Genomic DNA, 21,645 nt, shown 5'->3' on the forward strand with positions numbered 1-21,645 from the left:
CCCAACTTACAGGCCATCCCGCTTCGCCCGCGCATTGCTGATGACCTCGGGGTCGTCGGACGACAGGGGCTTGTCGGCCCAGACGTGGTAGTCGAGGGTCGACTTCGGGCTGGGCGGTGCGCCGGTGCGCTCGAGCAGGTAGGACATCACCTGGTTGAAGACGGGTCCGGCGAGCGCGCCTCCGAACATGCCGGCGCTGGGCTTCTGGATGAAGACGGCGACGACGTACTTCGGCGCCTCGGCCGGGGCGAAACCGATGAACGAGGCGGTGAAGCCGTTGTAGCGCCCCAGCTTCTCGTCGTAGCGGTCGGCCGTGCCGGTCTTGCCGGCGACGCGGTAGCCCTTGATGCGGGCCGCGCTCGCGGTGCCGTTCTCGCCCGTGACCTCCTCCATCATCCGCGACAGCTTCACCGCGGTGTCCTCGGTCACGACCCGGCTCGGCGTCGTCGGCGTCGACGGGATGAGGGTGCCGCTCTCGTTGACGGTGCCCTCGACGAGCGACGGCGGCACGCGGACACCCTTGTTGGCGATGGTCTGGAAGACGCCGGCCTGCTGGATCGCCGTCACGGCGTAGCCCTGGCCGAAGAGGATCGTGTAGCGGCGCGTCGAGACCCAGTCCTTGGCGCCGGCGAGCAGGCCCGCCGACTCCCCGGGGAAGCCGACGGGAGTCTTGGAGCCGATGCCGAACTTGCGGTAGTACGCCTCCATGATGGCCGGTGAGACCCGCTCGCCGATGAGCATGGTGCCCATGTTGGACGACTTGGCGAGCACGCCGGTGGCCGTCATGTTCTCGACGCCGTGCGGCTCGTTGTCCTTGAACGACGTGCCGGCCCGAGGCAGGCGCGAGGGCACGATGACGCCGGTGTCGGGGGTGATGACGCCCTGCTCGAGGGCGGCCGCCATCGTCATGAGCTTGCCGGTCGAGCCGGGCTCGAACGCGTCGTTGAAGGCGTAGTTGCCGAGCGAGGCCTTCGTGGCGTCGCCGAGGTCGTTGGGGTCGAACGTCGGGTAGCTCGCGGCGGCCCGCACCTTGCCCGTGGCCACCTCGATGACGACTGCAGTGCCGGACTCGGCCCCCACGCCGGTCACCTGCTTGGCGAGGGCGTTCTGGGCGTACCACTGGAGGTCGGCGTCGATCGTCAGCTTGACGTCGCGCCCGTTGGCGACGGGTGTGTCGACGCGCTGCGAGCCGGGGATGATGTAGCCGTCGCGGGCCCGCTCGGCGACGCTGACGCCGGGGGTGCCCTTGAGCGCCTTGTCGAGCATCTGCTCGACGCCGCCGGCACCGCTCTGGTCCGAGGGGCGCACGAAGCCGACGAGCTGGCCCAGGGCCATGGATGTCGGGTAGATCCGCTGGGCCGTGCGCTCACCGGTGATGCCGGGGATGCCCAGCGCCCGGATCTCACGGTAGATCGCGGGGTTGACCTCCTTCTTCACCACGACGTAGCGCGTGTTGGAGCGCGTGAAGAGCTTCGTCAGCGCCGACGGCGTCATGTCGAGCAGGGGCGCGAGGTCGGCGGCGGCCCGGGTGACCCCGACCTCCTGCCGCACCCCGTCGATCTTGACGGTGTAGCCCGGGATGATCTTCGGGTCGGCGGCGATGGTGAACCGCTCGACCGAGTCGGCGAGGACCTGCCCGTTCGTGTCGAGGATCTGGCCGCGCATGGCCGGCGTCGTCGTCTTGACCGACCGCTTGAAGAGCGCGGCCTCCTGGGTGGCCGAGGCGTCGAAGGCCTGGATGCGCAGCAGCTGCCCGGCGAAGATCGTGAAGACGAAGAGGATGGCGACGAAGATCACGCGCGCCCGACGACGCGGGTTGGCGCGCGAGATCTTGAGCGGACGACGGGGCCCGCGCGGACCCCGCGGACCTCGTGGACCTCGTGGTCCGCGTGCCGCAGCGGCCCGCTGCTGGGCCGGCCCGCGACCGCGGCTCGGCGCCGCCTGGGTCCGGGGAGCGTTCGTACGCGTGGTGGCTCGTGCGCTGCCGCCCGACGTGCCGCTGCGGCTGCGGGCCGGCGCGGCGCCCCGACCCGCCGGGGTCGCGCGCGCCGACGAGCTCGCGCGTGCGCCGGCGGCCGCGCCCGACTTCTGGCCGGACTTCGGGCTGGGCTTCTGGCCGGGCTTCGGGCTGGGCTTCTGACCCGTGGAGCGCGCGGGAGCGCCCTGCCGGACGGCGGCCGGCTGACCGGACCGAGTCGGGGTGGCTCGACCTTGGCTCGTGCGCGCCTGGCCCACGCGGGTCGTACCCGTCGCGGAGGAGGCGCGACGGTTGTCCGCTGCGGGCGCAGGACCGCGACCGGTCCGTCGTGGATCGGTCGCTCGGTTCTGCGTCACGGGATCACCTCACCGTCGTCTGCTGGGCCTGCCCTGCCTGGCCCGCCGCGTTCCCGCCCGTGGCCCGGCCGGACGCTCCGGGCGTCGTGCCCAGTGTGGGCGCTGCGGGGGTCTCCGGCTCGGCACCCGGCGTCGTCGGCGTGGCGGCCTGGGCCGGCTTGGCGGAGGCCGCCTTGCTGGCCTTCGTCGCCGAGGAAAGGACCTTCTTGACCTTGGCCGTCACCGCGGGAGGCGTCGGGCTCGTGACGATCGGGAAGGCGTTGTTCTTCGTCGCGGGCTCGGGCTCACCCGACACCGTGCCCGTGGAGAGGTCGATGTAGCCGCGGGTGTTCATCCGCACCATGCCGATCTCGGCGGCGCTGCGGGCGAGGGCGCCCGTGGCCGAGGCACGGTCGATGTCCTCCTGGAGGTTGCCGGCTGTGTCGCTGAGGCGCGCCGACTCGCGCTGGAGGTCGCCGAGCGCGAGCGATCCCTGCGCGAGGGCCGTGTTGAGCAGGAGCAGGGCGATGAGCCCGGCGGTGAGCAGGCCGATGCAGATCGTGGCGAAGGCGCCGTTGCCGGTGCGCGTGATGCTGCTCGGGATGACCCGGAGGGGCGTGGGGGCTGGGCCGCGTCGCGGCGCGCGGAGCGGCCGGGCCGTGGCGGTCATCTGGCTCATCGGGTGGGTCCCTTCCTGGTCCTGCTGGCTGAGGTGTGCGTGGAGGTGTCGCGCACGCGCTCTGCGACGCGAAGTCGGGCCGAGGCGGCCCGTGGGTTCGTGGTGACCTCGTCGTCCCCGGGCGCCTCGGCGCCGCGGGTGACGAGCGAGAGGTATGCCGCGTGCTCGGCGAGCTCCACCGGCAGCCCTGCGGGGGTGCTCGAGGTGGCGCCCGCGGCGAAGGCCCGCTTCGTCGCGCGGTCCTCGAGCGAGTGGTAGGACAGGACCGCGATCCGGCCGCCGACGGCGAGGACGTCGATCGCCTCGTCGATGGCGCGGCGCCAGACCTCGAGCTCGTCGTTGACCTCGATCCGCAATGCCTGGAAGGTGCGCTTGGCCGGGTGGCCGCTCTGGCGCTGGGAGGCCGCCGGGATGACGCGTCGCAGCATGTCGACGAGACGACCGGACGAGGTGTACGGCTCGACGGCGCGGTCCTGCACGACGGCCCGGGCGATCTTGCGCGCGTAGCGCTCCTCGCCGTAGTCGCGCAGGATGCGGGTGAGGTCCTCGACGGAGTAGGTGTTGAGCACGTCGGCGGCGGTCATGCCCGTGGACTGGTCCATCCGCATGTCTAGCGGCGCGTCGACCCGGTAGGCGAAGCCACGGTCGGCCTCGTCGAGCTGGAGCGAGCTGACGCCGAGGTCGAAGAGGATGCCGTCGACGGCCGGCACGTCGAGGTCGGCGACGACGTCCTTGATGTCGTCGTACACGGCGTGGACCGGACGGAAGCGGTCACCGAACCGGGCGAGCCGCTCCCCCGCGAGGGCGAGCGCCTCACGGTCGCGGTCGATCCCGACGACGACGCACTCCGGGAAGCGCTCGAGCACGCCCTCCGCGTGGCCGCCCATGCCGAGCGTGCCGTCGACGTGCACGGCGCCCGGACGCTCCAGGGCGGGCGTGAGCAGCTCGAGGATCCGGTCGCGCATGACGGGGACGTGACGCTCCTGCGCCTGTCCTCGATCGCTCATGGTGCGTCCCTCTCACGCTCGTGCTGCTGGGCCCGTTGTGGTGCGCCTGTGGTGCACGGGGCTGGTGTGACTCGTGTGACCTGGCGGCGGATAGGCATCCGCCTTGGCTGGTGGTGGTGGTGGCCGGTCGGCCGCAGTGGCAGCGATCAGGTGGAGGGAGCTGATCGGGTGCCGGGGGGTGTGGTCGTGTGGTGCCGGTCTGCTGGTGCCCGTCGACCTGGGGGCTGGTCCCCATCCGCTGCCTCGCCCGGGACGGGGGAAGTCGTCCCGGGAGTGGAGCGGCTGGAGGCCGGCGCTCAGGTGCTGGTCGGTGGTGTCGGGTGGTCCGGGTGGCAGGTCTCGCCGGCGGGTCTCGTGGCGGTGTCGGTGGCGGTGGTCGTCCGGACTCAGAAGAGCCCGGGGATCACCTCCTCCGCCGTGTCGGCGAAGCTCTGCTCGGTCTGCTCGAGGTAGGCGTTCCACACCGCGCTGTCCCAGACCTCGAGGCGGGCGCCCGCGCCGATGACCGTGACCTCGCGGTCGAGGCCGGCGTACTGGCGCAGGTTGGCCGGGATGGTGAACCGGCCCTGCTTGTCGGGGATCTCGTCGGACGCACCGGAGAGGAAGACGCGCATGTAGTCGCGGGCGACCTTGCTCGTCGTGGGGGCCTGGCGCATCTGCTCGGCGACCTTGACGAACTCGTCCATCGGGTAGATGAACAGGCTGCGTTCCTGGCCGCGCGTGACGACGAGCCCGCCGGCCATCCGCTCGCGGTACTTCGCGGGCAGGAAGAGCCGGCCCTTCTCGTCGAGCCGGGGCGTGTGCGTCCCGAGAAACATGGTCCGCCACCTCCCCTTTGTCGACCCGAAGGCGTCCCCATTCCTTACCTTGGAGCCCCACGATACTCCACTTTGCTCCACCGTCAACGAACCTTGCCCTTTCTTGGAGCGGCGAGTCCCGTGTTTTCGCAGGTCAGCAGGGGTGGAGCGAAGTGGAGGGGTTGGGGCGCCGCCGCGCGACGGCGGCCCGTGCGACGGTCACGGTGACGCCCGACCAGGGCGGACGGCATACGGCCACGAGCCTCGGCTCGTGCTCAGCGGCGGCCACGGCGTCACGTCGAACCGCTCGGAACCGCACGGAACCGAACCGAACGGCCACCCCGGACGTTGGAGGTGGAGGAAAGTGGAGGTGGTCCCGGGAGCGCTCCCGGGAGCGTCCACCACGAGCCCTCGGGCAAGGTCTCCATCCGGTCACGACCGGGGCAGCCCTACCGGTGTCGAGGGTCCATGGGAGAAGATCACCTGACGGGTCGCGCAGCCCGCCACGAGCAGTGCTGCGCCACGACATGGGGACGACGACGGAGGACAGTGTGACGACGACGGACACGGGGCTCGGGACCACGGCATCACCGGGCTCGGGGACGGGCTCGACCGCGAGCCCCACCACGGGCGCGGCCGACCTCGGCCTCATCCATGACGTGGCAGAGCGCCTCATGGGCGCCATGACGAGCGTCATCGAGGGCAAGCCGGACGTCGTCCGCACGACCGTGACCGTCCTCTTCGCCGGCGGTCACCTGCTCATCGAGGACGTCCCCGGCGTCGGCAAGACGATGCTCGCCAAGACCCTGGCGCGCTCGATCGACGCCACGGTGCGCCGCATCCAGTTCACGCCCGACCTGCTGCCGAGCGACGTCACGGGCGTCAGCATCTTCAACCAGGACGCCCGGCGCTTCGAGTTCCGACCCGGCGCCATCTTCGCCAACGTCGTCGTCGGCGACGAGATCAACCGCGCCTCCCCGAAGACGCAGTCGGCCCTGCTCGAGTCGATGGAGGAGCGCCAGGTCACGGTCGACGGGACGACGTACACCCTGCAGGCCCCGTTCATCGTCATGGCCACCCAGAACCCCATCGAGATGGAGGGCACCTACCCCCTCCCCGAGGCCCAGCGCGACCGCTTCATGGCCCGCATCTCGATGGGCTACCCCGCACCCAGCGCCGAGCTCGACCTGCTCGAGACGCACGGCTCGAGCTCACCGCTCGACGCCCTGACACCGGTGACCGACGCCGAGACGATCAACCGCGTCGTGCACGCCGTCAGCCAGGTCCACGCGAGCCCCGCGATCCGCCAGTACATCGTCGACCTCGTGACCCGATCCCGGTCGACGACCGCGCTGCGGCTCGGCGCGTCGCCGCGTGCCGCCCTGCACCTGCTGCGCGCGTCCCGGGCCTTCGCCGCGCTCGAGGGGCGTGACCACGTGATCCCCGACGACGTTCAGGTGCTGGCCGGACCGGTCCTCGCCCACCGGCTCATGCCGTCCAGCGAGACCCAGCTCGCCCGCCGCACCACCGCCGAGGTGGTCACCGACCTGCTGCGCCAGGTGCCGGTGCCGCCCGCAGCCCGCTGAGCGGGGGCGCGCGCCCATGCGCTCGCTGCGCAGCGTCCTGACGACGAGGGGCCGGGCCTTCATGGGCTCGGGTGCCGTCCTCGTCCTCGCCGGGGTCATCTTCGGCTTCCGCGACCTCACCCGGTTCGGGGTGCTCCTCGTCGCGCTCCCCCTCATCTCCGCCGTGCTCGTGCGCACCCGCAAGACGCGCATGCGCATCGAGCGGCACACCCACCCCGAGCGCATCAGCGTCGGGCAGGACGCACACGTCACGCTCTCGTTCGAGAACGTCTCGACGAACACCACGCCGATCTTCCTCGCCGAGGAGCGGCTCGACTACGTCCTCGGCGACCGGCCGCGCTTCGTCGTGGGCCGGATCCCCCCCGGCCGCGTCCGCGCCATCGACTACGCCGTCCGCTCCCACCTGCGCGGACGCCACCACCTCGGGCCGCTCGGCGTCCAGGTGCAGGACCCGTTCGGTCTCGCCAACCGCAACGCCGTGCTCGAGGGCACGGCCGACCTCGTCGTGCTGCCGGCGGTGCACCCGCTGTCGTCGAACCGGCGGCCGAGCGCGGGCGTCGGCTCCGAGGGCGAGCAGGCCCACCTCATCGCCCTGCACGGAGAGGACGACGTCACGATCCGCGAGTACCGCGACGGCGACGACCTGCGCCGCATCCACTGGCCCGCGACCGCGCGCACCGGCGATCTCATGGTGCGCCAGGAGGACCGTCCGGCGCAGCGTCGCGCCGTCGTCCTCATCGACCCGCGGCCCTCGGCACACGGGGGGACGGGCGTGAGCAGCTCGTTCGAGTGGGCGATCACCGCGGCCGCCTCCATCGCCGTGCACCTGTGCGACTCGGGGTACGCCGTCCACCTCGTCTGCGCCGAGACGGTCGAGACGTCTCGCGCGGCCGAGACGATGACGCCCGAGGAGATCCTCGACGTGCTCGCCGTGGCGACACCGCGCGACGACACCGGCGAGGACGAGATCCTGCGCGCCGGACAGGCGCTCGCCGCGGCCGGAGGCTTCCTCGTCGCCATCGTCGGGCCGTCGGGACGCGACATCACCTCCCGCGTGGCGAGCCTGCGCCAGCCGGGCACGACGGGCCTCGCGCTCGTCCTCGATGCCCGAAGCTTCGGCACGACCGATGCCGACGAGGCCGAGCCGCACGTCGACACGCTGCGCCTCGCCGGGTGGCGAGCCGTGTCCGTCCAGCGCGACGAGGACGTCGCGCACGTCTGGGCCGTGCTGACGGCCGCCACCGTGGGAGGCAGCCGATGACCCGCCGTCGCTGGAGGATCACCGTCCTCGCCGCGCTCGCGACCCTGGCTGCGGTCTACCCGATCACGAGCCTCTTCGTCGAGACGACGTGGCTGCCGCAGGCGGCTTTCGTCATCGCCCTCGTCGCCGGACTCGGCCTCGTCGGCCGCGGACTCACCCGCTCGCGCGGCCTCGTCGTGCTCCTCCAGGTGCTCGTCACGGCCTACGTCATCCTCGCCCGCTACACCGGCGAGACGTTCACCCTGCTCGTGCCGACCCCGGCGACGCTCGAGGCCGCCAACACTCTCGGGCTGCAGGCGCTCGAGACGATCAACCGCTACTCGGCGCCCGCGCCACTCAACGACGGCATCACGTTCTGCCTCGTCGTCGCCGTCGCCCTCGTCGCCATCGCCGTCGACGCGATGGCGGCCACGTGGCGCAGCCCCGCGGCCGCGGGACTGCCACTGCTGACGGCATACCTCATCACGGCGGCCAACGGCGACGCGGCCCTCGCGCTGCGCTACTTCGTCGTGCCCGTCGTGCTGTGGCTCGTCATGCTGCACACGACCGCCCGAGCCCAGTTCGGCCGCTGGGGCACCGCCAGCGCGGCCGACCACAGCGAGATCGACGAGGCCGCGCACGACCGTGACGCCCTGCGCTCGTTCACGGCAGGGGCGCTCAAGCTCGGGGCCGTCGGTGTCGTCGTCGCGCTCGTCGTGCCGGCCGTCATCCCGCACTTCCCTCCGCGCTACCTCACCGAGGGGCTCGGCCGCTCGGGCGGCGGCGGCGGCGAGGGGTCCGTGGGGTTCAACGACACGCTGGACCTCTCGCGCAGCCTCAACAACCAGGACCAGTCGCCCGTCCTCACCTACACGACGACCGCCTTCACGCGGTCTCCCCTGCGGGTGCTCGCGACGTCGTACTACTCCCGCGGGCAGTGGAGCGTCGCCGGCGCCACCGGCGACCGTCCCGACAGCCCGGCGCCCCTCCCGCCTCCGGACAAGCGGCGTGACTACGAGATCACCGTCACGGACAACACGCTCGCCGCTCCCCGTGTCGCCGCGCCCTACCCCGTCGTCGCCGTCGCGATGGAGGGCACGCCGTGGAGCATCGACCCCGTCACGCGCGACGTCCGCGTCGACCGTGCCGTGAGCAGCTACCGCGTGACCTACGCCGACCTCGCCCCGTCACCGCCGCAGCTGCGGGAGTCGGGAGCGCCGGACTCTCCCGACATCACCGACGACGACCTCACCATCCCCGACCGCTCACGTGACCTCATCCAGCAGTGGTCCGACGAGGTCACCCGCGGCGAGGACAACCCCCTCGACAGGGCCATCGCGATCCAGAACCACCTGCGCGACACCAGCCGCTACACGTACTCGCTCGACCTCGGCGAGCAGCTGCGCGACAGCCAGGGGCGCCTGCTCGAGCCGATCCAGAACTTCTACCAGACCCGGCGCGGCTACTGCGTGCAGTTCGCGACGGCGATGATCATGCTCGCTCGGGCCCAGGGCATCCCGGCCCGCATGGCGATCGGCTTCCTGCCGGGACAGCTCTCGGGCGAGCGCTACATCGTCCGCGCCAGCGACGCCCACGCGTGGCCCGAGCTCTACTTCCAGGGCTACGGCTGGCTGCGCTTCGAGCCGACCCCGGGTGCCCGCGCGGGCTCACCGCCGCCGTATGCCGTCCTCGGCGCGGACGGCGGGGCGACCGGTGGTGGCCGCGAGGTCAGCGAGACGAACACCGCGAGCGGCGGGTCCACCGCCACGCGCTCGACCACGACGGCCACGAACGCACCCGTGCAGCCCGAGACGTCGTTCCTCGACTCGGTCGGGCAGGCGTTCACGCTGCGCAACGTCGTGCTCGCCCTGGCGGTGCTCGTCGGGCTGCTGGCCGCCTTCGCGATGCCCATCACGGCGTGGCTGCTGCGGCTGCGCCGCCGACGCGCAGCCGTGACCCAGCAGGACCTCATCGAGGCGGAGTGGGACGACCTCACCTCGCACTTCGGTGACCTCGGGCTCAGTGCGCCCGAGGGCGTCACCCTGCGCCAGCTGCGCGAGCGCTACGTCGCCGACGGGCACCTCGACGAGGAGAACGCCACCGCCATGCGACGGGTCACGGCCACCCTCGAGAAGTCCCGCTACGACCTGCCCGAGCGCACGACCCCGCAGGAGGCCTTCCGGCTGCACGACGACATCCGGTCGATCCGGCGTCAGGTCGGCCGCACCCGGGCCTGGCAGACCCGGGCACGGTCCTTCTTCTGGCCCGAGGCGGGCGTGTCGTTCTGGCGCTCGCTCCCGGACCGCCTGCTCCCCCGGCGCCGCTGACCCCGGCACACGGCAGCCTGCAGAGCACGGACGCGAAGGAGCCCACGACGACGTGTCGTGGGCTCCTTCGGTGCCGGACCGGCCGGCGCGGCGCGACCTCAGTCGAGGTAGTCGCGCAGCACCTGGCTGCGGCTCGGGTGACGCAGCTTGCTCATCGTCTTGGACTCGATCTGGCGGATGCGCTCGCGCGTCACGCCGTAGACCTTGCCGATCTCGTCGAGCGTCTTCGGCTGGCCGTCGGTCAGGCCGAAGCGCATCGAGACGACGCCGGCCTCGCGCTCGGACAACGTGTCGAGCACCGAGTGCAGCTGCTCCTGCAGGAGCGTGAAGCTCACGGCGTCGGCCGGGACGACCGCCTCGGAGTCCTCGATGAGATCACCGAACTCGCTGTCGCCGTCCTCGCCGAGGGGGGTGTGCAGGGAGATGGGCTCGCGGCCGTACTTCTGGACCTCGACCACCTTCTCAGGGGTCATGTCGAGCTCCTTGGCGAGCTCCTCCGGGGTGGGCTCGCGGCCCAGGTCCTGGAGCATCTGACGCTGCACGCGGGCGAGCTTGTTGATGACCTCGACCATGTGCACCGGGATGCGGATGGTGCGAGCCTGGTCGGCCATCGCGCGGGTGATCGCCTGGCGGATCCACCACGTCGCGTAGGTCGAGAACTTGTAGCCCTTGGTGTAGTCGAACTTCTCGACCGCACGGATGAGGCCGAGGTTGCCCTCCTGGATGAGGTCGAGGAAGAGCATGCCGCGACCGGTGTAGCGCTTGGCGAGCGAGACGACGAGTCGCAGGTTGGCCTCGAGCAGGTGGTTCTTGGCCTTCTTGCCGTCCTGGGCGATCCACCACAGCTCGCGCTTGAGCTTCATGTCGATCTTGTCGCCGGAGTTGAGCTTCTCCTCGGCGAACAGGCCGGCCTCGATGCGCTTCGCGAGCTCGACCTCCTGCTCGGCGTTGAGGAGGGCGACCTTGCCGATCTGCTTCAGGTAGTCCTTGACCGGGTCGGCGGTGGCGCCGGCGGTCACGACCTGCTGGGCCGGGGCGTCGTCCTCGTCGTCGTCACGGATGACGAAGCCGGACTCCTCGGTCTCCTCGGTCTTCGCCGCGGCGGCCGGGGTGGCCTCGTCGCCGTCCTCGGCGTCGTCGTCCACGTCGACGGGCTCGACGACGACCTCCTCGAGCTCGCCGACCGGGGCGTCCTCGGGCTCGGCGTCACCGGCGACGACGGTGCCGTCGGCCGACGTCGTGACCTTCTTCGCCGCCGTCTTGCGGGTGGCCGTCTTCTTGGCTGCGGGCTTCGCAGCCGCCTTGGCGACACCCGCGTTGGTGGCGGCCTTCTTGGCCGTCCTGGCTGCGGCCGCCTTCGGCGCGGCAGCTGCCTCGTCGTCGGTGGCTGCGGCGGCCCGGGCCGGCGCTGCCTTGGCCGTCGCCTTCTTGGCGGCGGTCTTCGTCGTCGCGGTCGTGGTCCGCGTCGCGGACTTCGTCGCCGCGGCGGTGGTGCTGCGTGCGGTGGCCACAGTGCCTCCCTTGGTCCCTGTACGGGTCTTCTTCGTCGTGCTGGAGTGCGGCGCGTCGACGACGATCTCGATGTCGTGGGCCTCGAGGGTCGTGAGGACCGGCTTCATCTGCTTCAGGTCGAGTCCTGCATCGACCTGGGCACGCGCGATCTCCGTCCCGGTGATGGTGCCGCTGGTGCTGCCCTTGACCAGGAGCTGCATGATCGCCTCGTGCTGGAACACCTTCGGCAGGGTCTTGGGAGCTCCAGCGGTTGTTGCCTTAGGCACGGATGCAGTCGCCTTTCGTCGCAGGTCTCGTCAGATGATCGACCCGAATCCGGGCATGCACCATCACAACGAACGAGAATGGGGGTTGGTGCCGGAAGAGCTTGGCCTGTCGGAGTCGATCCCTGTTTCGAGCTCTCGGTGCGCCTCGTGCGATCCGGTACTCGGACATTATAAAACGGCGCACGCCCTCCGAGCGAACGCACGTCGAACCCGCGCGCCGGACCAGGCCCTGACGGCCGCTCTCCGGGCCACCGGGACGGAGGCCGGGCGCGGGTAGACGGGCCCGCAGGAAGGGCTCGGGAGGCCTGCCAGGAAGGTCAGTCGCCCTTGACCGCGAGCACGGGACAGCTCGCGTCGAGCAGGATGCGCTGCGCGTTGGATCCGAGGATGAGCTTGCCGACGGGGCTGCGGCGACGCAGGCCGATGACGATGAAGTCGGCCTTCTCCTCCTCGGCGACGGAGATGAGGTCCTCGGCGGGGTCGTTGCCCCGGACGAGCTGGCGCACCTCGTGCTCCAGGCCCTTGTCCTCGAGGAGCGCCTGCACGCGGCTGAGCTCGCTCTCGAACTGGCTGGCCTCGTTCGCGTCGAAGTCCTTGCCACCCCGGTGGGAGCTGATGACGACGAGCTTCGCTCCGCGCAGGACGCACTCCTCGGCGGCTCGCTTGAGCGCCGCGCGACCTTCCTTGGTGGCGACATAACCAACGACGATGGCCACTTTCCCGGACCTCCTTGGGACGGAAACAACCAGTGCTCGCACCGTACCCGATAACGCGACGTCCGGCGCGTCCCGCGCGAAGTCTCGCCGCGTCGTCGGCGGCGCGCACGACGGGGCCGTGGCCTCGGCACGGATCTGCGAACCCGCCCGGGCCGCAGAAGGGTTCAGTCGCGACGGCGCTCGAGCGCGTCGCGGACGATGCGACCCACCTGGTCCTCCTCGATGAGGAAGCCGTCGTGCCCGAACTCGGAGGTGATGTGCGCGCGCCGCGACCCGGGAAGGGCCGCGTGAAGCTCGTCCGAGAGCCGGGGCGGGTAGAGGCGGTCGGTGTCGACCGAGACGATCGTGCAGTCGGCGCGCACGCGCTCGAGGGCGGCCTCGAGACCGCCGCGGTCGCGCCCGACGTCGTGGGAGTTCATCGCCTCGGTCAGCACGACGTAGGAGTTCGCGTCGAAACGCCGGGCCAGCTTGCCTGCGTGGTGGTCGAGGTAGGACTCGACGGCGAACCGTCCGCGGTCACCCGCACGCAGCGGGTCCTCGCCGAGCTGGGCCTCGCGTCCGAAGCGCGAGCCGAGCTCGGTCTCGGTGCGGTAGGTGATGTGGGCGATGCGCCGGGCGAGGCCCAGGCCGGTGTCGGGACGCGCGTGGCCCTCGTAGTAGTCGCCCCCGGCGAAGTCCGGGTCGTTGCGGATCGCGAGCAGCTGCGGCTGGCACCAGGCGATCTGGTCGGCGGTGGCGTACGCGGTCGACGCGAGCACGATGCAGCGGTCGACGTCGTCGGGGTGCGACACGGCCCACTCCACCGCGCGCATCCCGCCCATCGACCCGCCGACGACGGCTGCGAGGCGGCGGATGCCGAGCCCGTCGAGGAGGCGGCGCTCGACGGCGACCTGGTCGCGGACCGTGACGTAGGGAAACCTGCTCCCCCACGGCCGACCGTCGGGTGCGGGGCTCGCGGGGCCGGTGCTGCCCTGGCAGCCGCCGAGGACGTTGGACGCGATGACGAACCATCGGTCGGGATCGACCGGGCCGCCGGGGCCGATGAGGGCGTTCCACCAGCCGGGCGAGGCGTGTCCGTCACCGGCCTCGCCGATGACGTGGCTGTCGCCGGTCAGTGCGTGCTCGACGAGGATGACGTTGTCGCCGGCGTCGTTGAGCCGGCCCCACGTCTCGTAGGCGATGCGGACGTCGGGCAGCATGCCCCCGCGCTCGAGCTCCACCTCGCCGATGTCGGCGAACTGGCGCCGACCGACGGGGTCCCCGTCGCGCCAGGCGCCGTCGGGCCGGCGCGGCCCCGGGGTCATCGGGTCGACGTGGCTCGTCGCTGCACGGGCGGGCGCTGCTGCTGCGTCGCCGGTCTGGCCGGTGCCAGCGGTCGCGAGCCGCGCGGGTCGGCGCGTGCTCTGCTTCCGGTGGGTGACGGTCATCGGGGTACTCCTCGGTCCTCGCGCTTGCGCACACCCGGGGACAGGTGCGGCCTGGTCCTCACCCGGGGCACCCCACCGCGAAGGAGGGTTGCCGACCAGCGAGCCGGGGCTTGTCGCTGGTACTCATGACCTGGTCCAACCATACGCGAGGCCTCCGCCCGACGAGATCGACCGGTCCACGACATGGACTCCCGCGCCGCGGACCCGCCACGCCGGAGCGCGGCTGGGTCAGGCACACCGGCGGGGCCGGAGGCCGTGGTCGAGCGCGGCTGGGTCAGGCACACCGGCGGGGCCGGAGGCCGTGGTCGAGCGCGTCTCGCACGAGCGTGCCCAGCGAGTGGTCCGGCTCGAGCGCCAGGGCGTGGTCGACCGCGACACCGGCACGCGCGCCGTCGCCGCACCACCAGGCGAGCGAGGCGACGACCGACAGCAGCGGAGCAGCGTGGGCCGCCGGGGTGAGGCGACACACCTGCTCGAGGCGCGACAGGAGCAACCGGGGCGTCGCGGCCCCGTCCCAGTCGTCCCAGCCGGGCTCGCCTGCCGGCCCGTCGATGCCGTCCCACGCCTCGCGCTCGACCCGCTCGAGCAGGCCGGCGAGCGCGTCGAGCGCGTCCAGCTCGTCCAGCTCGTCCATCTCCCCGAGCTCGTCTCGCTCGTCCAGTGCGCGGCGGGCCGCGAAAGCGTCACTCTCGGGCACCTCGTCACCCTCCTCGTCGGCGTGCTCGCTGCCGTCCCCACCGGGACCCGTCCCAGCCGCAGCGGCCTCGCGGGCCAGCAGCTCGCGCAGGGCGCGCAGGGCGTCACGGTCGGGGTCGGGCAGTCGGGCCCCGACGTCGGCGCCTACCCCGCGGCCTGTCGCCCCACCACCACCGGTCCGCCCGGACGGCCACGGGACGTCGTCGAGATCGCCCGAGGCCGGGGCCATGCGCACGTCCGGCCCGAGCAGGAGCTCGAGCAGCACGGCGACGTCGTCGGAGCAGGTGTCGGTCGGGAGCATGCCCGGGCACAGCCAGCTCATGAGGGCGTCACGGACCTCGCGGTCCCGCAGCGGTCCGACGAGGGACGGCAGCCAGTGCTCGACGCCGAAACCCTCGATCTCGCCGCGCAGCACCCCGCCCCAGGCCACGAGGGACTCGTTGACGAGGAACTGCCGGGGTGTCGGTTCGCCGCCGTCGAGGAGCCCCAGACGCAGCTCGACCGGGCGGATGCGACGTCGCGGGCCCCGGCGGCGCCCGGGCGGGTCGGGCTTCTCGGAGATCGGCCCGCCGGCGGCGGCATACCGACGCTGCCAGTCCTCGATGGCCGCGACCGCCAGGTCGTGCCGGGGCTCCGAGAAGTCCAGCGGGGCGACGAGCCGCGCGAGCTCGTCGCGGTCCGGCAGCACGGCGTGACCCAGGGCGACGTAGCTCGCGACCGCGGGCACGTCGGCCTGCTCGGGGAGGCGCCACCCCTCGTCGGGACAGCAGTCGCAGCCCACGGAGCGCCACCGTCCGTCGCGCACGACGAGCCGCTCCCGGACGACCACGCGCTCGGACTCGACCCCGGCGGCCAGGGCCTCGAGCAGCGGCAGGGACTCGTCCTCGTCGTCCTCGAAACCCACGAGGGCCACGGACGACGGAGAGCCCTGCAGGAGGGTCGGCAGCGTCTGGGCGACGGCCTCGGGGGCCAGGGTCTCGTCCACGAGGTCGAGCCGGGCGACGAGCCCGAGCCGTTTGCCGTGGAAGCACACGACGACGACGCTCCGCGTCGGCTGGAAGCCGAGGTGGAAGGGGATGACGGTCAGCAGCTCGGCCGGCCCGGACAGTGAGATCTTCGGCATGTCCCGAGCCTGTCCACCGAGCGTGGCGGCCGACAGACCCGACCGCGCGCCTGTGGACCACTGCCCTCCCCCGGAAGGGGGTGTGGATCGACGTCCTCCGAAGGACGCCACCTCTCAGCCCCTCAGGCCCTCCGGCCCCCGGGGCGGCCGCCCCGGGTGCTCAGCGCTCGAGGCGCTTGCGGACCGACTCGAGCACGTAGTCGGTCGCCGCCTGGCGCGTGCCCTCGGGCAGGCGCACCCGCTCGTCGCCACCGGGCCCACCGGGCCCCCCCGGCCCATCGGGCCCGCTCGCGCTCCCGGCACCGGTCGCGGTGCTGCCGCTCCCACCCCGGGCACCACCCGGCCGGCGGAACGAGCCGGTGACGCGCGTGACGCGTCCGGCGATGCGGCCGGGCGCTGCGGCACCGGTGGTGTCGCGGTCACGGCGGAGGCCGTCCTCGAACTCTCCGGTCCACGCACGCGTCTGCGCGTCCTGCTCCCCACCCAGGGGCACACCGGGAACGGTGGCCCGTGACGCGTCCGACGGGACACCGCTCGCGGGCGCCCACGGCGCGGGCCCCCGCCGGGAGCGCGGAGGGTGCAGTCCCTGACCGGCCTCCCACGCGATGAAGCGCTCGGTCTCCTCGAAGAAGGCCTTGACCGCCCACGAGATGACGACGGCGTCGTCGGCCGCGCCGATGACGGGCAGGACCGCCTCGGGCAGCAGGTCGACGGGCGAGGCGACGTAGACGACCGCACCCGCGACGAGCCCGAGTCGCTTGAGGGTCGTGCCGGCATACGACCCGTCGCGCGTGGCGCGCACGAGGCGCGGCACGGCCTGCACCCGCTCGGGGAGGCTCGGGGCGCCGGGGCGCGTGGAGGCACGCACGACCGACGCGACGGTCGCGGCCATCTTGATGCGGGACGCGCTCTTCATGCCTGACCCAACGAACGGCCGCCCGGGGCGATTCCCCGGCGCGGACGGCGATGCGGAACGGTGATCTCGGGGCTCATCACGGGCTCATCACGGGTCAGGCGTTCCCGTCGGGGCGGTCAGCGACCGAACGTCTCGACGGGAGGGAACTCCTTGGCGGCCTGCTTGCCGATGCGGCCCAGCATGTAGACGTCGACCGCCGCGCCGATGAGTCCGCCGACGACGGGCACGAGGCGACCGAGCCGGGCGAAGGTGCCCTGCCCGATGCGACCGAGCAGGCGGAAGCCGATGGCCTTGTTGAGGACCATGAGCGCCGGGGCCGGCAGACGGTCGAGGGCGACGGACGACAGCTTGCCCCCGGGGGCCTGCAGGCCGGCCTTCTTGAGGAGGTCGTCGCTGTCGGCGCCGGCGAGGGTCAGCAGGATCGCGGAGCGGATCTCGGGCTGGTCGATGTCGTAGCCGCGCACCTTGGCGGTCGCCGCGGTCATGCGCGTGGCCAGCAGGTAGAACTCCAGGACGTTGGCCGGCAGCGAGATGGGCATCGTGAAGAAGCCGCCCAGACCCGTGACGAAGCCACCGACGGCGCCGAGCTGCCGGTGGTCGCGGACGATGATCCGCAGCGCCTGGTCGCTGTCGCCCCGGGCGTGCTTGAGCGCGTTGGCGGCGATCTCGTGGGCCGGGTCGAACGGGCCCTGGCCGTCGATGCCGACGTCGAGGAGGCGCTCGACCAGCCGGGTCGCGGCTCCCGAGAGCCCTCCCTCGGCGGGCATGGCAGCACGCTCGAGCGCGCCGGCGTCCTTCGCCGTCCGCAGCTTCACGGCGGTCGCGTCCGATGCCTCGACGGTCTCGTCCCTGCCCCAACCCAAGATGCCCACCGGCTCCACCCCTTCGTCCGTCGTCCCTGTGTGGCGGCTGTCGATTCGCCGCCGACGACACCGTATGCCGCCCGGGTCGCTCGTGGCACCCTCGTACCCAGTCGAGTCGCCCGGGGACCGCGGGAGACGACGTCGGCTGGCTCTCGTAGGGTCGATCCCATGGGTGAGAGCCGCGGGAGCAGCGCGACGATCTTCGGCGTGCCGCTGGCCGACCTCCGGCGCGACCGCACATCGGTGAAGTGGGGACGCTACGACCCCGACGTCATCCCGATGTGGATCGCCGAGATGGACTGCGCGCCGTGCCCGGCCGTCGTGGACGCCGTGAGCGCCGCCGTGGCCCGGGGCGACACGGGCTACGCCCTGACGCAGGAGTATGCCGCCGAGATCGCCGCGTTCGCCGACGCCGAGTGGGGCTGGGGCTTCGACGCGCACACGACGACACGGGTGGCCGACGTGTTGACCGGCGTGACCCACCTGCTCGGCCTCCTCACCGACCCGGGCGGTCCGGTGGTCGTCAGCCCGCCCGTCTACAACGCCTTCTACGAGGTCATCGAGGCGTGCGGGCGCACGGTCGTCGAGGCGCCGCTCGGCCCCGACCACCGGCTCGACCTCGACCGTCTCGCCGACGTCTTCGCCGAGGTGACCGCGCGGGGCGACCGGGCGGCATACCTTCTCTCCAACCCGCACAACCCGACCGGCACCGTGCACACGCCCGACGAGCTGGAGGCCCTCGCCCGGGTCGCCGACGAGCGCGGCGTCCGGGTGGTCTCCGACGAGATCCACGGTCCGCTCGTCCTGCCGTCGAGCACGTTCACGCCCTACCTCACCGTCGCGGGCACCGAGCGCGGCGTCACCGTCACGTCGGCCTCCAAGGCGTGGAACCTCGCCGGGCTCAAGGCCGCGATCATCGTCCCCGGCGCCGAGGCCGTCGACGACGTGCGCCGGCTGCACCCGTGGGTGACGTTCGGCGCGAGCCACCTGGGCGTCATCGCGCAGACGGCCGCCTACCGCGACGGCCGCGAGTGGGTGCACCGTCTCGTCGGCGAGCTCGACGCGAACCGCCGTCTGCTCACCGACCTCGTGGCCGAGCAGCTGCCCGGCGCCCGTCTCGTCGTGCCCGACGCGACCTACCTCGCGTGGCTCGACCTCTCGGGGCTGGGGCTCGGCGACGACCCGGCGGGTGAGGTGCTGCGGCGCGCACGCGTCGCGCTCTCCCCCGGGCCGATCTTCGGCTCCGGCGGTGCGGGACACGCGAGGCTCAACTACGCGACCTCGCCCGACATCCTCCGCGAGGCGATCGAGCGAATCGCGGGCTGCCTTGACTGACAAGGCTTCCGGTCCGCCGCTCGTCGCGCTCGTGGTCGGCCTCCAGGGAGCGTATGCCGTGGGGCCCGGTGTCGACGAGGCGTGGCCGCTGGGCGACGTGGTGCGGCGGTTCGTCGACACGACGTCGCGTCTGGGCCCGCGCTGGGTCGTCTGGTCGGCCGCGTCGACCCTGACGGGCGTCGTCGCGGCCGGGGTCGACGTGTCCCGCACGTGGGACCTGGCGGAGGCGCACCGGATCATCCACGGCGGCTGGTGGGCCACACCCGGTCACGTCGTGGCTGGGTGCCGCGGGCTCGACGAGGCCGACGTGCCGGCGCCTCGCTCGCCCCGGCTCAGCGGGTTCGACGGCGACCTCTTCGACGTCGCGGCCGGCGAGGACGTGTCCTTGCTGACCGCCGCCGGCCACCTCCGTGCCGACGCCCTCGCGTGGGCCACCGACGACGCCCGGCTGCGTGAGCTGGCGGTGCTGGCCCTCGACTGCCGGTCGGCGCAGCTCGAGGCCCTCGCCCGCCTCGGCGGCGTCCACGTCGGCCGCCTCGAGCGCACCGTGTGGTCCGAGTCCGCGGCGGCCGTGCTCTGCCTCGAGCTCGAGCGCGACGGGCTGCCCGTCGACCGCCCCGCCGCCGAGGACCTCATCGCGGCGTCGGCCGGGGCCCGTCCGCACGACGAGGCCGACGCGGCGCGCATCCGGGCCGAGCGCGACGCCGTCGTGCTGCGCCTCGCCCCCGGCCGTGAGCGCACCGACCTGCGCAACCCGGGCCAGGTGCGCGACCTGCTCCTCTCCGTCGGCGTCGACGTGCCCAACACGCGCGCCTGGGTGCTCGAGCCCTACCGGCACACGCACCCCCTCGTCGACGCCCTGCTGCGGTGGCGCAAGGACGAGCGGATCGCGACCACCTACGGCTACCGCTGGCTCGACGACCACGTCGGCGCCGACGACCGGCTCCGCGGCGGATGGACCGCGTGCGACGGGGCAGCCGGGCGCATGACGGCGCAGAACGGCCTGCACAACCTCCCCGCTCCCCTGCGCCCCGCGATCTGCGCCGCCCCGGGTCACGTCTTCGTCCGCGCCGACCTCGGCCAGATCGAGCCGCGGGTGCTCGCCGTCGTCAGCGCCGACCGGGCGTTCGCCGAGGCGACCAGGGCCGACGACCTCTACGCTCCCGTCGCCGCCAAGCTCGGGGCCGACCGGCCGCGGGCCAAGGTCGCCGTGCTCGCAGCCATGTACGGCCAGCGCTCCGGTGCGGCGGGCGAGGCCCTCAAGGACCTCGAGCGGGCCTATCCCGTGGCCATGAGCCTGCTCGACCGGGCCTACGCCGACGGGGTCGCGCGTCGTCCGGTGCGCACGTGGGGTGGCCGCCTCATCCGCTTCGGCGGAGTGCCCGTGCCTGCGCTCGAGCCGGGCGCGCCCGAGCCCTCGGGGAGCGCCGAGTTCTCGGCGACGGGCGCGGACGGAGCGCGGGGACGCTACGCGCGCAACGCGATCATCCAGGGCTCGGCCGCCGAGCTCTTCAAGGCCTGGGCGGCGACGGTGCGCCACGCGGTGCGCCCGCTCGGCGGCCAGATCGTGCTGTGCCTGCACGACGAGCTGCTCGTCCACGTGCCCGAGCAGCACGCGGCGGCCGCGGCGGCCGCCGTCGAGGGCACGCTGACGAGTGCGGCGCGCACGTGGGCCGGCACCGACGAGGTCCGGTTCGTCGCCGACACCTCGGTCGTCCGTCGCTGGAGCGAGGCCAAGGCCTGACCCGAGGCGGCCGGCCGGGCGCGAGCGGCCCCAGCACCACGAAGGCGGGCCCGACCAGCTGGTCGGACCCGCCTTCGTGATGACTGCGTCAGCTCCGGTCGTCGCCGGACTCGTCCTCGGTGACGTCCTTGAGGAACGCCTCGAACTCGGCGCCGATCTCGTCGGCGGTCGGCAGGTCCGAGAGGTCGGTCGCGAGCAGGTTGCGCTGCTGGCGACCCTCGAGGAAGGTGTCGTACTGCTGCTCGAGGGCGTGCACCACCGCGGTGATCTCGTCGGACTCCTCCATCTGCCGGGTGATCTCGGCGCGGTTGAGCCCGGCGGTCGCGGCGAGCTCGCGCAGGTCGAGGTCGAGGCCGGTCGCCGCACGCACCCGCTCGAGTCCGAGCACGGCCGCGTCGGCGAACTCGCTCTGGCCGAGGTAGTGCGGCACGTGGACGGCGAAGCCGATGGCGTCGAGGCCCGCCTCGCCGAGCCGCAGCTCGAGCAGGGACGAGAAGCTCGCCGGCACCTGGACCGTGCCGAAGGCCGGGTCGTTGCCGGTGACGAGGCGCGGGTTGGTGCCGTGGGCGGTCACGCCGAGGGGGCGGGTGTGCGGCACGGCCATGGGGATGCCGTGGACGCTCACGGTGAGGTCGACGCCGAACGCCTTGACGAGCATCGAGGTCGCCTCGACCATGCGGTTCCACTGGTAGTCGGGCTCGGGGCCGACGAGGAGCAGGAAGGGCACGCCCTCCTTGTCGACGACGCGGTGCAGCAGCAGGCTCGGGTCGTCGTAGCTGCTCCAGTGGTCGCGGTCGAAGACCATGACGGGACGGCGGCCGCGGTAGTCGAGCAGCTGGTCGACGTCGAAGGAGGCGATGACGCGCGACTCGTGCGTCTCGAGGATGTGGTCGGCCATCAGTCGCTGGGTGTGGCCGGCGTCGATGAATCCGCCGAGGGCGACCACGAGCACCGACGCCTGCAGCTGCTGGAGCTGGCTCGGTGAGGTGTCGCTCTCGAACTGGAAGAGCTCGGTCGGGTCCTGCACGGGTCTGGCCTTTCGTCGTACGGGGTCCTTCGTGCAACGCTCCGCTGCATCCCATGATTCCCCACCGGTGG

17 protein-coding genes and 1 riboswitch are annotated in these 21,645 nt (G+C 72.7%); of the genes, 6 read left to right on the forward strand and 11 right to left on the reverse strand.

Annotated elements, in window-relative coordinates:
• Positions 1–6: 6 nt before the first annotated feature.
• Positions 7–1,797, reverse strand: coding sequence for a peptidoglycan D,D-transpeptidase FtsI family protein (locus tag ACSQ2D_RS12910; protein ID WP_435986340.1), 1,791 nt, complete (start codon positions 1,795–1,797; stop codon positions 7–9).
• A gap of 169 nt (positions 1,798–1,966) precedes the next feature.
• On the opposite strand from ACSQ2D_RS12910, the gene ACSQ2D_RS12915 reads away from it, so the two are divergent.
• A complete protein-coding gene (locus tag ACSQ2D_RS12915; protein WP_435986341.1) occupies positions 1,967–2,140 on the forward strand; it encodes a hypothetical protein in 174 nt (57 codons plus the stop codon).
• 198 nt (positions 2,141–2,338) lie between these two features.
• On the opposite strand, the gene ACSQ2D_RS12920 is transcribed toward ACSQ2D_RS12915, so the two are convergent.
• The 3 genes from ACSQ2D_RS12920 to mraZ form a co-directional block, all read right to left on the reverse strand.
• Positions 2,339–2,992, reverse strand: coding sequence for a hypothetical protein (locus tag ACSQ2D_RS12920; RefSeq protein WP_435986342.1), 654 nt, complete (start codon positions 2,990–2,992; stop codon positions 2,339–2,341).
• A complete protein-coding gene (rsmH, locus tag ACSQ2D_RS12925) occupies positions 2,989–3,999 on the reverse strand; it encodes a 16S rRNA (cytosine(1402)-N(4))-methyltransferase RsmH (RefSeq protein ID WP_435986343.1) in 1,011 nt (336 codons plus the stop codon). Before rsmH ends, ACSQ2D_RS12920 begins: the two co-directional genes overlap by 4 nt.
• 386 nt (positions 4,000–4,385) lie before the next feature.
• Positions 4,386–4,817, reverse strand: a complete 432-nt coding sequence (gene mraZ / locus ACSQ2D_RS12930; RefSeq protein WP_435986344.1) for a division/cell wall cluster transcriptional repressor MraZ — start codon at positions 4,815–4,817, stop codon at positions 4,386–4,388.
• 506 nt (positions 4,818–5,323) lie between these two features.
• Here mraZ and ACSQ2D_RS12935 point away from each other — a divergent pair.
• Genes ACSQ2D_RS12935 through ACSQ2D_RS12945 form a run of 3 tightly spaced genes read left to right on the forward strand, consistent with a single transcriptional unit; the run spans position 5,324 to position 9,949 of the window.
• Entirely contained in the window at positions 5,324–6,382 is a 1,059-nt protein-coding gene (locus ACSQ2D_RS12935; RefSeq protein ID WP_435986345.1) for an AAA family ATPase, read from the forward strand.
• 16 nt (positions 6,383–6,398) lie between these two features.
• Positions 6,399–7,643: a DUF58 domain-containing protein gene (locus tag ACSQ2D_RS12940; protein WP_435986346.1), complete on the forward strand. Its 1,245-nt coding sequence runs from the start codon at positions 6,399–6,401 to the stop codon at positions 7,641–7,643.
• Positions 7,640–9,949 (forward strand): transglutaminaseTgpA domain-containing protein, encoded by a 2,310-nt coding sequence (locus tag ACSQ2D_RS12945; RefSeq protein WP_435986347.1) that lies wholly within the window; start codon positions 7,640–7,642, stop codon positions 9,947–9,949. The genes ACSQ2D_RS12940 and ACSQ2D_RS12945 overlap by 4 nt, the downstream gene beginning before the upstream one ends.
• Positions 9,950–10,047: 98 nt before the next feature.
• Here ACSQ2D_RS12945 and ACSQ2D_RS12950 read toward each other — a convergent pair whose 3' ends face one another.
• The 6 genes from ACSQ2D_RS12950 to ACSQ2D_RS12975 form a co-directional block, all read right to left on the reverse strand.
• A complete protein-coding gene (locus tag ACSQ2D_RS12950; protein WP_435986348.1) occupies positions 10,048–11,682 on the reverse strand; it encodes an RNA polymerase sigma factor in 1,635 nt (544 codons plus the stop codon).
• Positions 11,683–12,044: 362 nt separating this feature from the next.
• Entirely contained in the window at positions 12,045–12,443 is a 399-nt protein-coding gene (locus ACSQ2D_RS12955) for a universal stress protein (protein ID WP_435986349.1), read from the reverse strand.
• 164 nt (positions 12,444–12,607) lie between these two features.
• Positions 12,608–13,870 carry a homoserine O-acetyltransferase MetX gene (gene metX / locus ACSQ2D_RS12960; protein WP_435986350.1) on the reverse strand — a complete coding sequence of 421 codons (1,263 nt, stop codon included), beginning with the start codon at positions 13,868–13,870 and terminating at the stop codon, positions 12,608–12,610.
• A gap of 15 nt (positions 13,871–13,885) precedes the next feature.
• Positions 13,886–14,001, reverse strand: a riboswitch (SAM riboswitch).
• A 143-nt stretch (positions 14,002–14,144) separates the two neighbouring features.
• Positions 14,145–15,689, reverse strand: coding sequence for a DUF4192 domain-containing protein (locus tag ACSQ2D_RS12965; protein ID WP_435986351.1), 1,545 nt, complete (start codon positions 15,687–15,689; stop codon positions 14,145–14,147).
• Positions 15,690–15,849: 160 nt separating this feature from the next.
• Positions 15,850–16,605, reverse strand: coding sequence for a YkvA family protein (locus tag ACSQ2D_RS12970; RefSeq protein ID WP_435986352.1), 756 nt, complete (start codon positions 16,603–16,605; stop codon positions 15,850–15,852).
• Between the two features lie 116 nt (positions 16,606–16,721).
• On the reverse strand, positions 16,722–17,420 hold the full coding sequence (locus ACSQ2D_RS12975) for an EcsC family protein (RefSeq protein WP_435986353.1): 699 nt from the start codon (positions 17,418–17,420) through the stop codon (positions 16,722–16,724).
• A gap of 216 nt (positions 17,421–17,636) precedes the next feature.
• Here ACSQ2D_RS12975 and ACSQ2D_RS12980 point away from each other — a divergent pair, with 216 nt between their 5' ends.
• The gene (locus ACSQ2D_RS12980; RefSeq protein ID WP_435986354.1) at positions 17,637–18,803 is read left to right on the forward strand and encodes a MalY/PatB family protein; all 1,167 of its coding nucleotides are present in this window, start codon (positions 17,637–17,639) and stop codon (positions 18,801–18,803) included.
• A complete protein-coding gene (locus ACSQ2D_RS12985; RefSeq protein WP_435986355.1) occupies positions 18,796–20,547 on the forward strand; it encodes a DNA polymerase in 1,752 nt (583 codons plus the stop codon). The genes ACSQ2D_RS12980 and ACSQ2D_RS12985 overlap by 8 nt, the downstream gene beginning before the upstream one ends.
• A gap of 88 nt (positions 20,548–20,635) precedes the next feature.
• On the opposite strand, the gene ACSQ2D_RS12990 is transcribed toward ACSQ2D_RS12985, so the two are convergent.
• Positions 20,636–21,574 carry a proteasome assembly chaperone family protein gene (locus ACSQ2D_RS12990; protein ID WP_435986356.1) on the reverse strand — a complete coding sequence of 313 codons (939 nt, stop codon included), beginning with the start codon at positions 21,572–21,574 and terminating at the stop codon, positions 20,636–20,638.
• Positions 21,575–21,645: the final 71 nt, after the last annotated feature.

The sequence above is a fragment of the Terrabacter sp. LjRoot27 genome (assembly GCF_964254175.1).
In the GTDB taxonomy this organism is placed as follows: Bacteria; Actinomycetota; Actinomycetes; order Actinomycetales; family Dermatophilaceae; genus Terrabacter.

Bases quoted from the DNA above. Each gene is read 5' to 3' on its own strand.
- ACSQ2D_RS12920 (WP_435986342.1), bottom strand. From the start codon at position 2,992: ATGAGCCAGATGACCGCCACGGCCCGGCCGCTCCGCGCGCCGCGACGC.
- rsmH (WP_435986343.1), bottom strand. From the start codon at position 3,999: ATGAGCGATCGAGGACAGGCGCAGGAGCGTCACGTCCCCGTCATGCGC.
- mraZ (WP_435986344.1), bottom strand. From the start codon at position 4,817: ATGTTTCTCGGGACGCACACGCCCCGGCTCGACGAGAAGGGCCGGCTC.
- ACSQ2D_RS12935 (WP_435986345.1), top strand. From the start codon at position 5,324: ATGGGGACGACGACGGAGGACAGTGTGACGACGACGGACACGGGGCTC.
- ACSQ2D_RS12940 (WP_435986346.1), top strand. From the start codon at position 6,399: ATGCGCTCGCTGCGCAGCGTCCTGACGACGAGGGGCCGGGCCTTCATG.
- ACSQ2D_RS12945 (WP_435986347.1), top strand. From the start codon at position 7,640: ATGACCCGCCGTCGCTGGAGGATCACCGTCCTCGCCGCGCTCGCGACC.
- metX (WP_435986350.1), bottom strand. From the start codon at position 13,870: ATGACCGTCACCCACCGGAAGCAGAGCACGCGCCGACCCGCGCGGCTC.
- ACSQ2D_RS12965 (WP_435986351.1), bottom strand. From the start codon at position 15,689: ATGCCGAAGATCTCACTGTCCGGGCCGGCCGAGCTGCTGACCGTCATC.
- ACSQ2D_RS12970 (WP_435986352.1), bottom strand. From the start codon at position 16,605: ATGAAGAGCGCGTCCCGCATCAAGATGGCCGCGACCGTCGCGTCGGTC.
- ACSQ2D_RS12980 (WP_435986354.1), top strand. From the start codon at position 17,637: ATGGGTGAGAGCCGCGGGAGCAGCGCGACGATCTTCGGCGTGCCGCTG.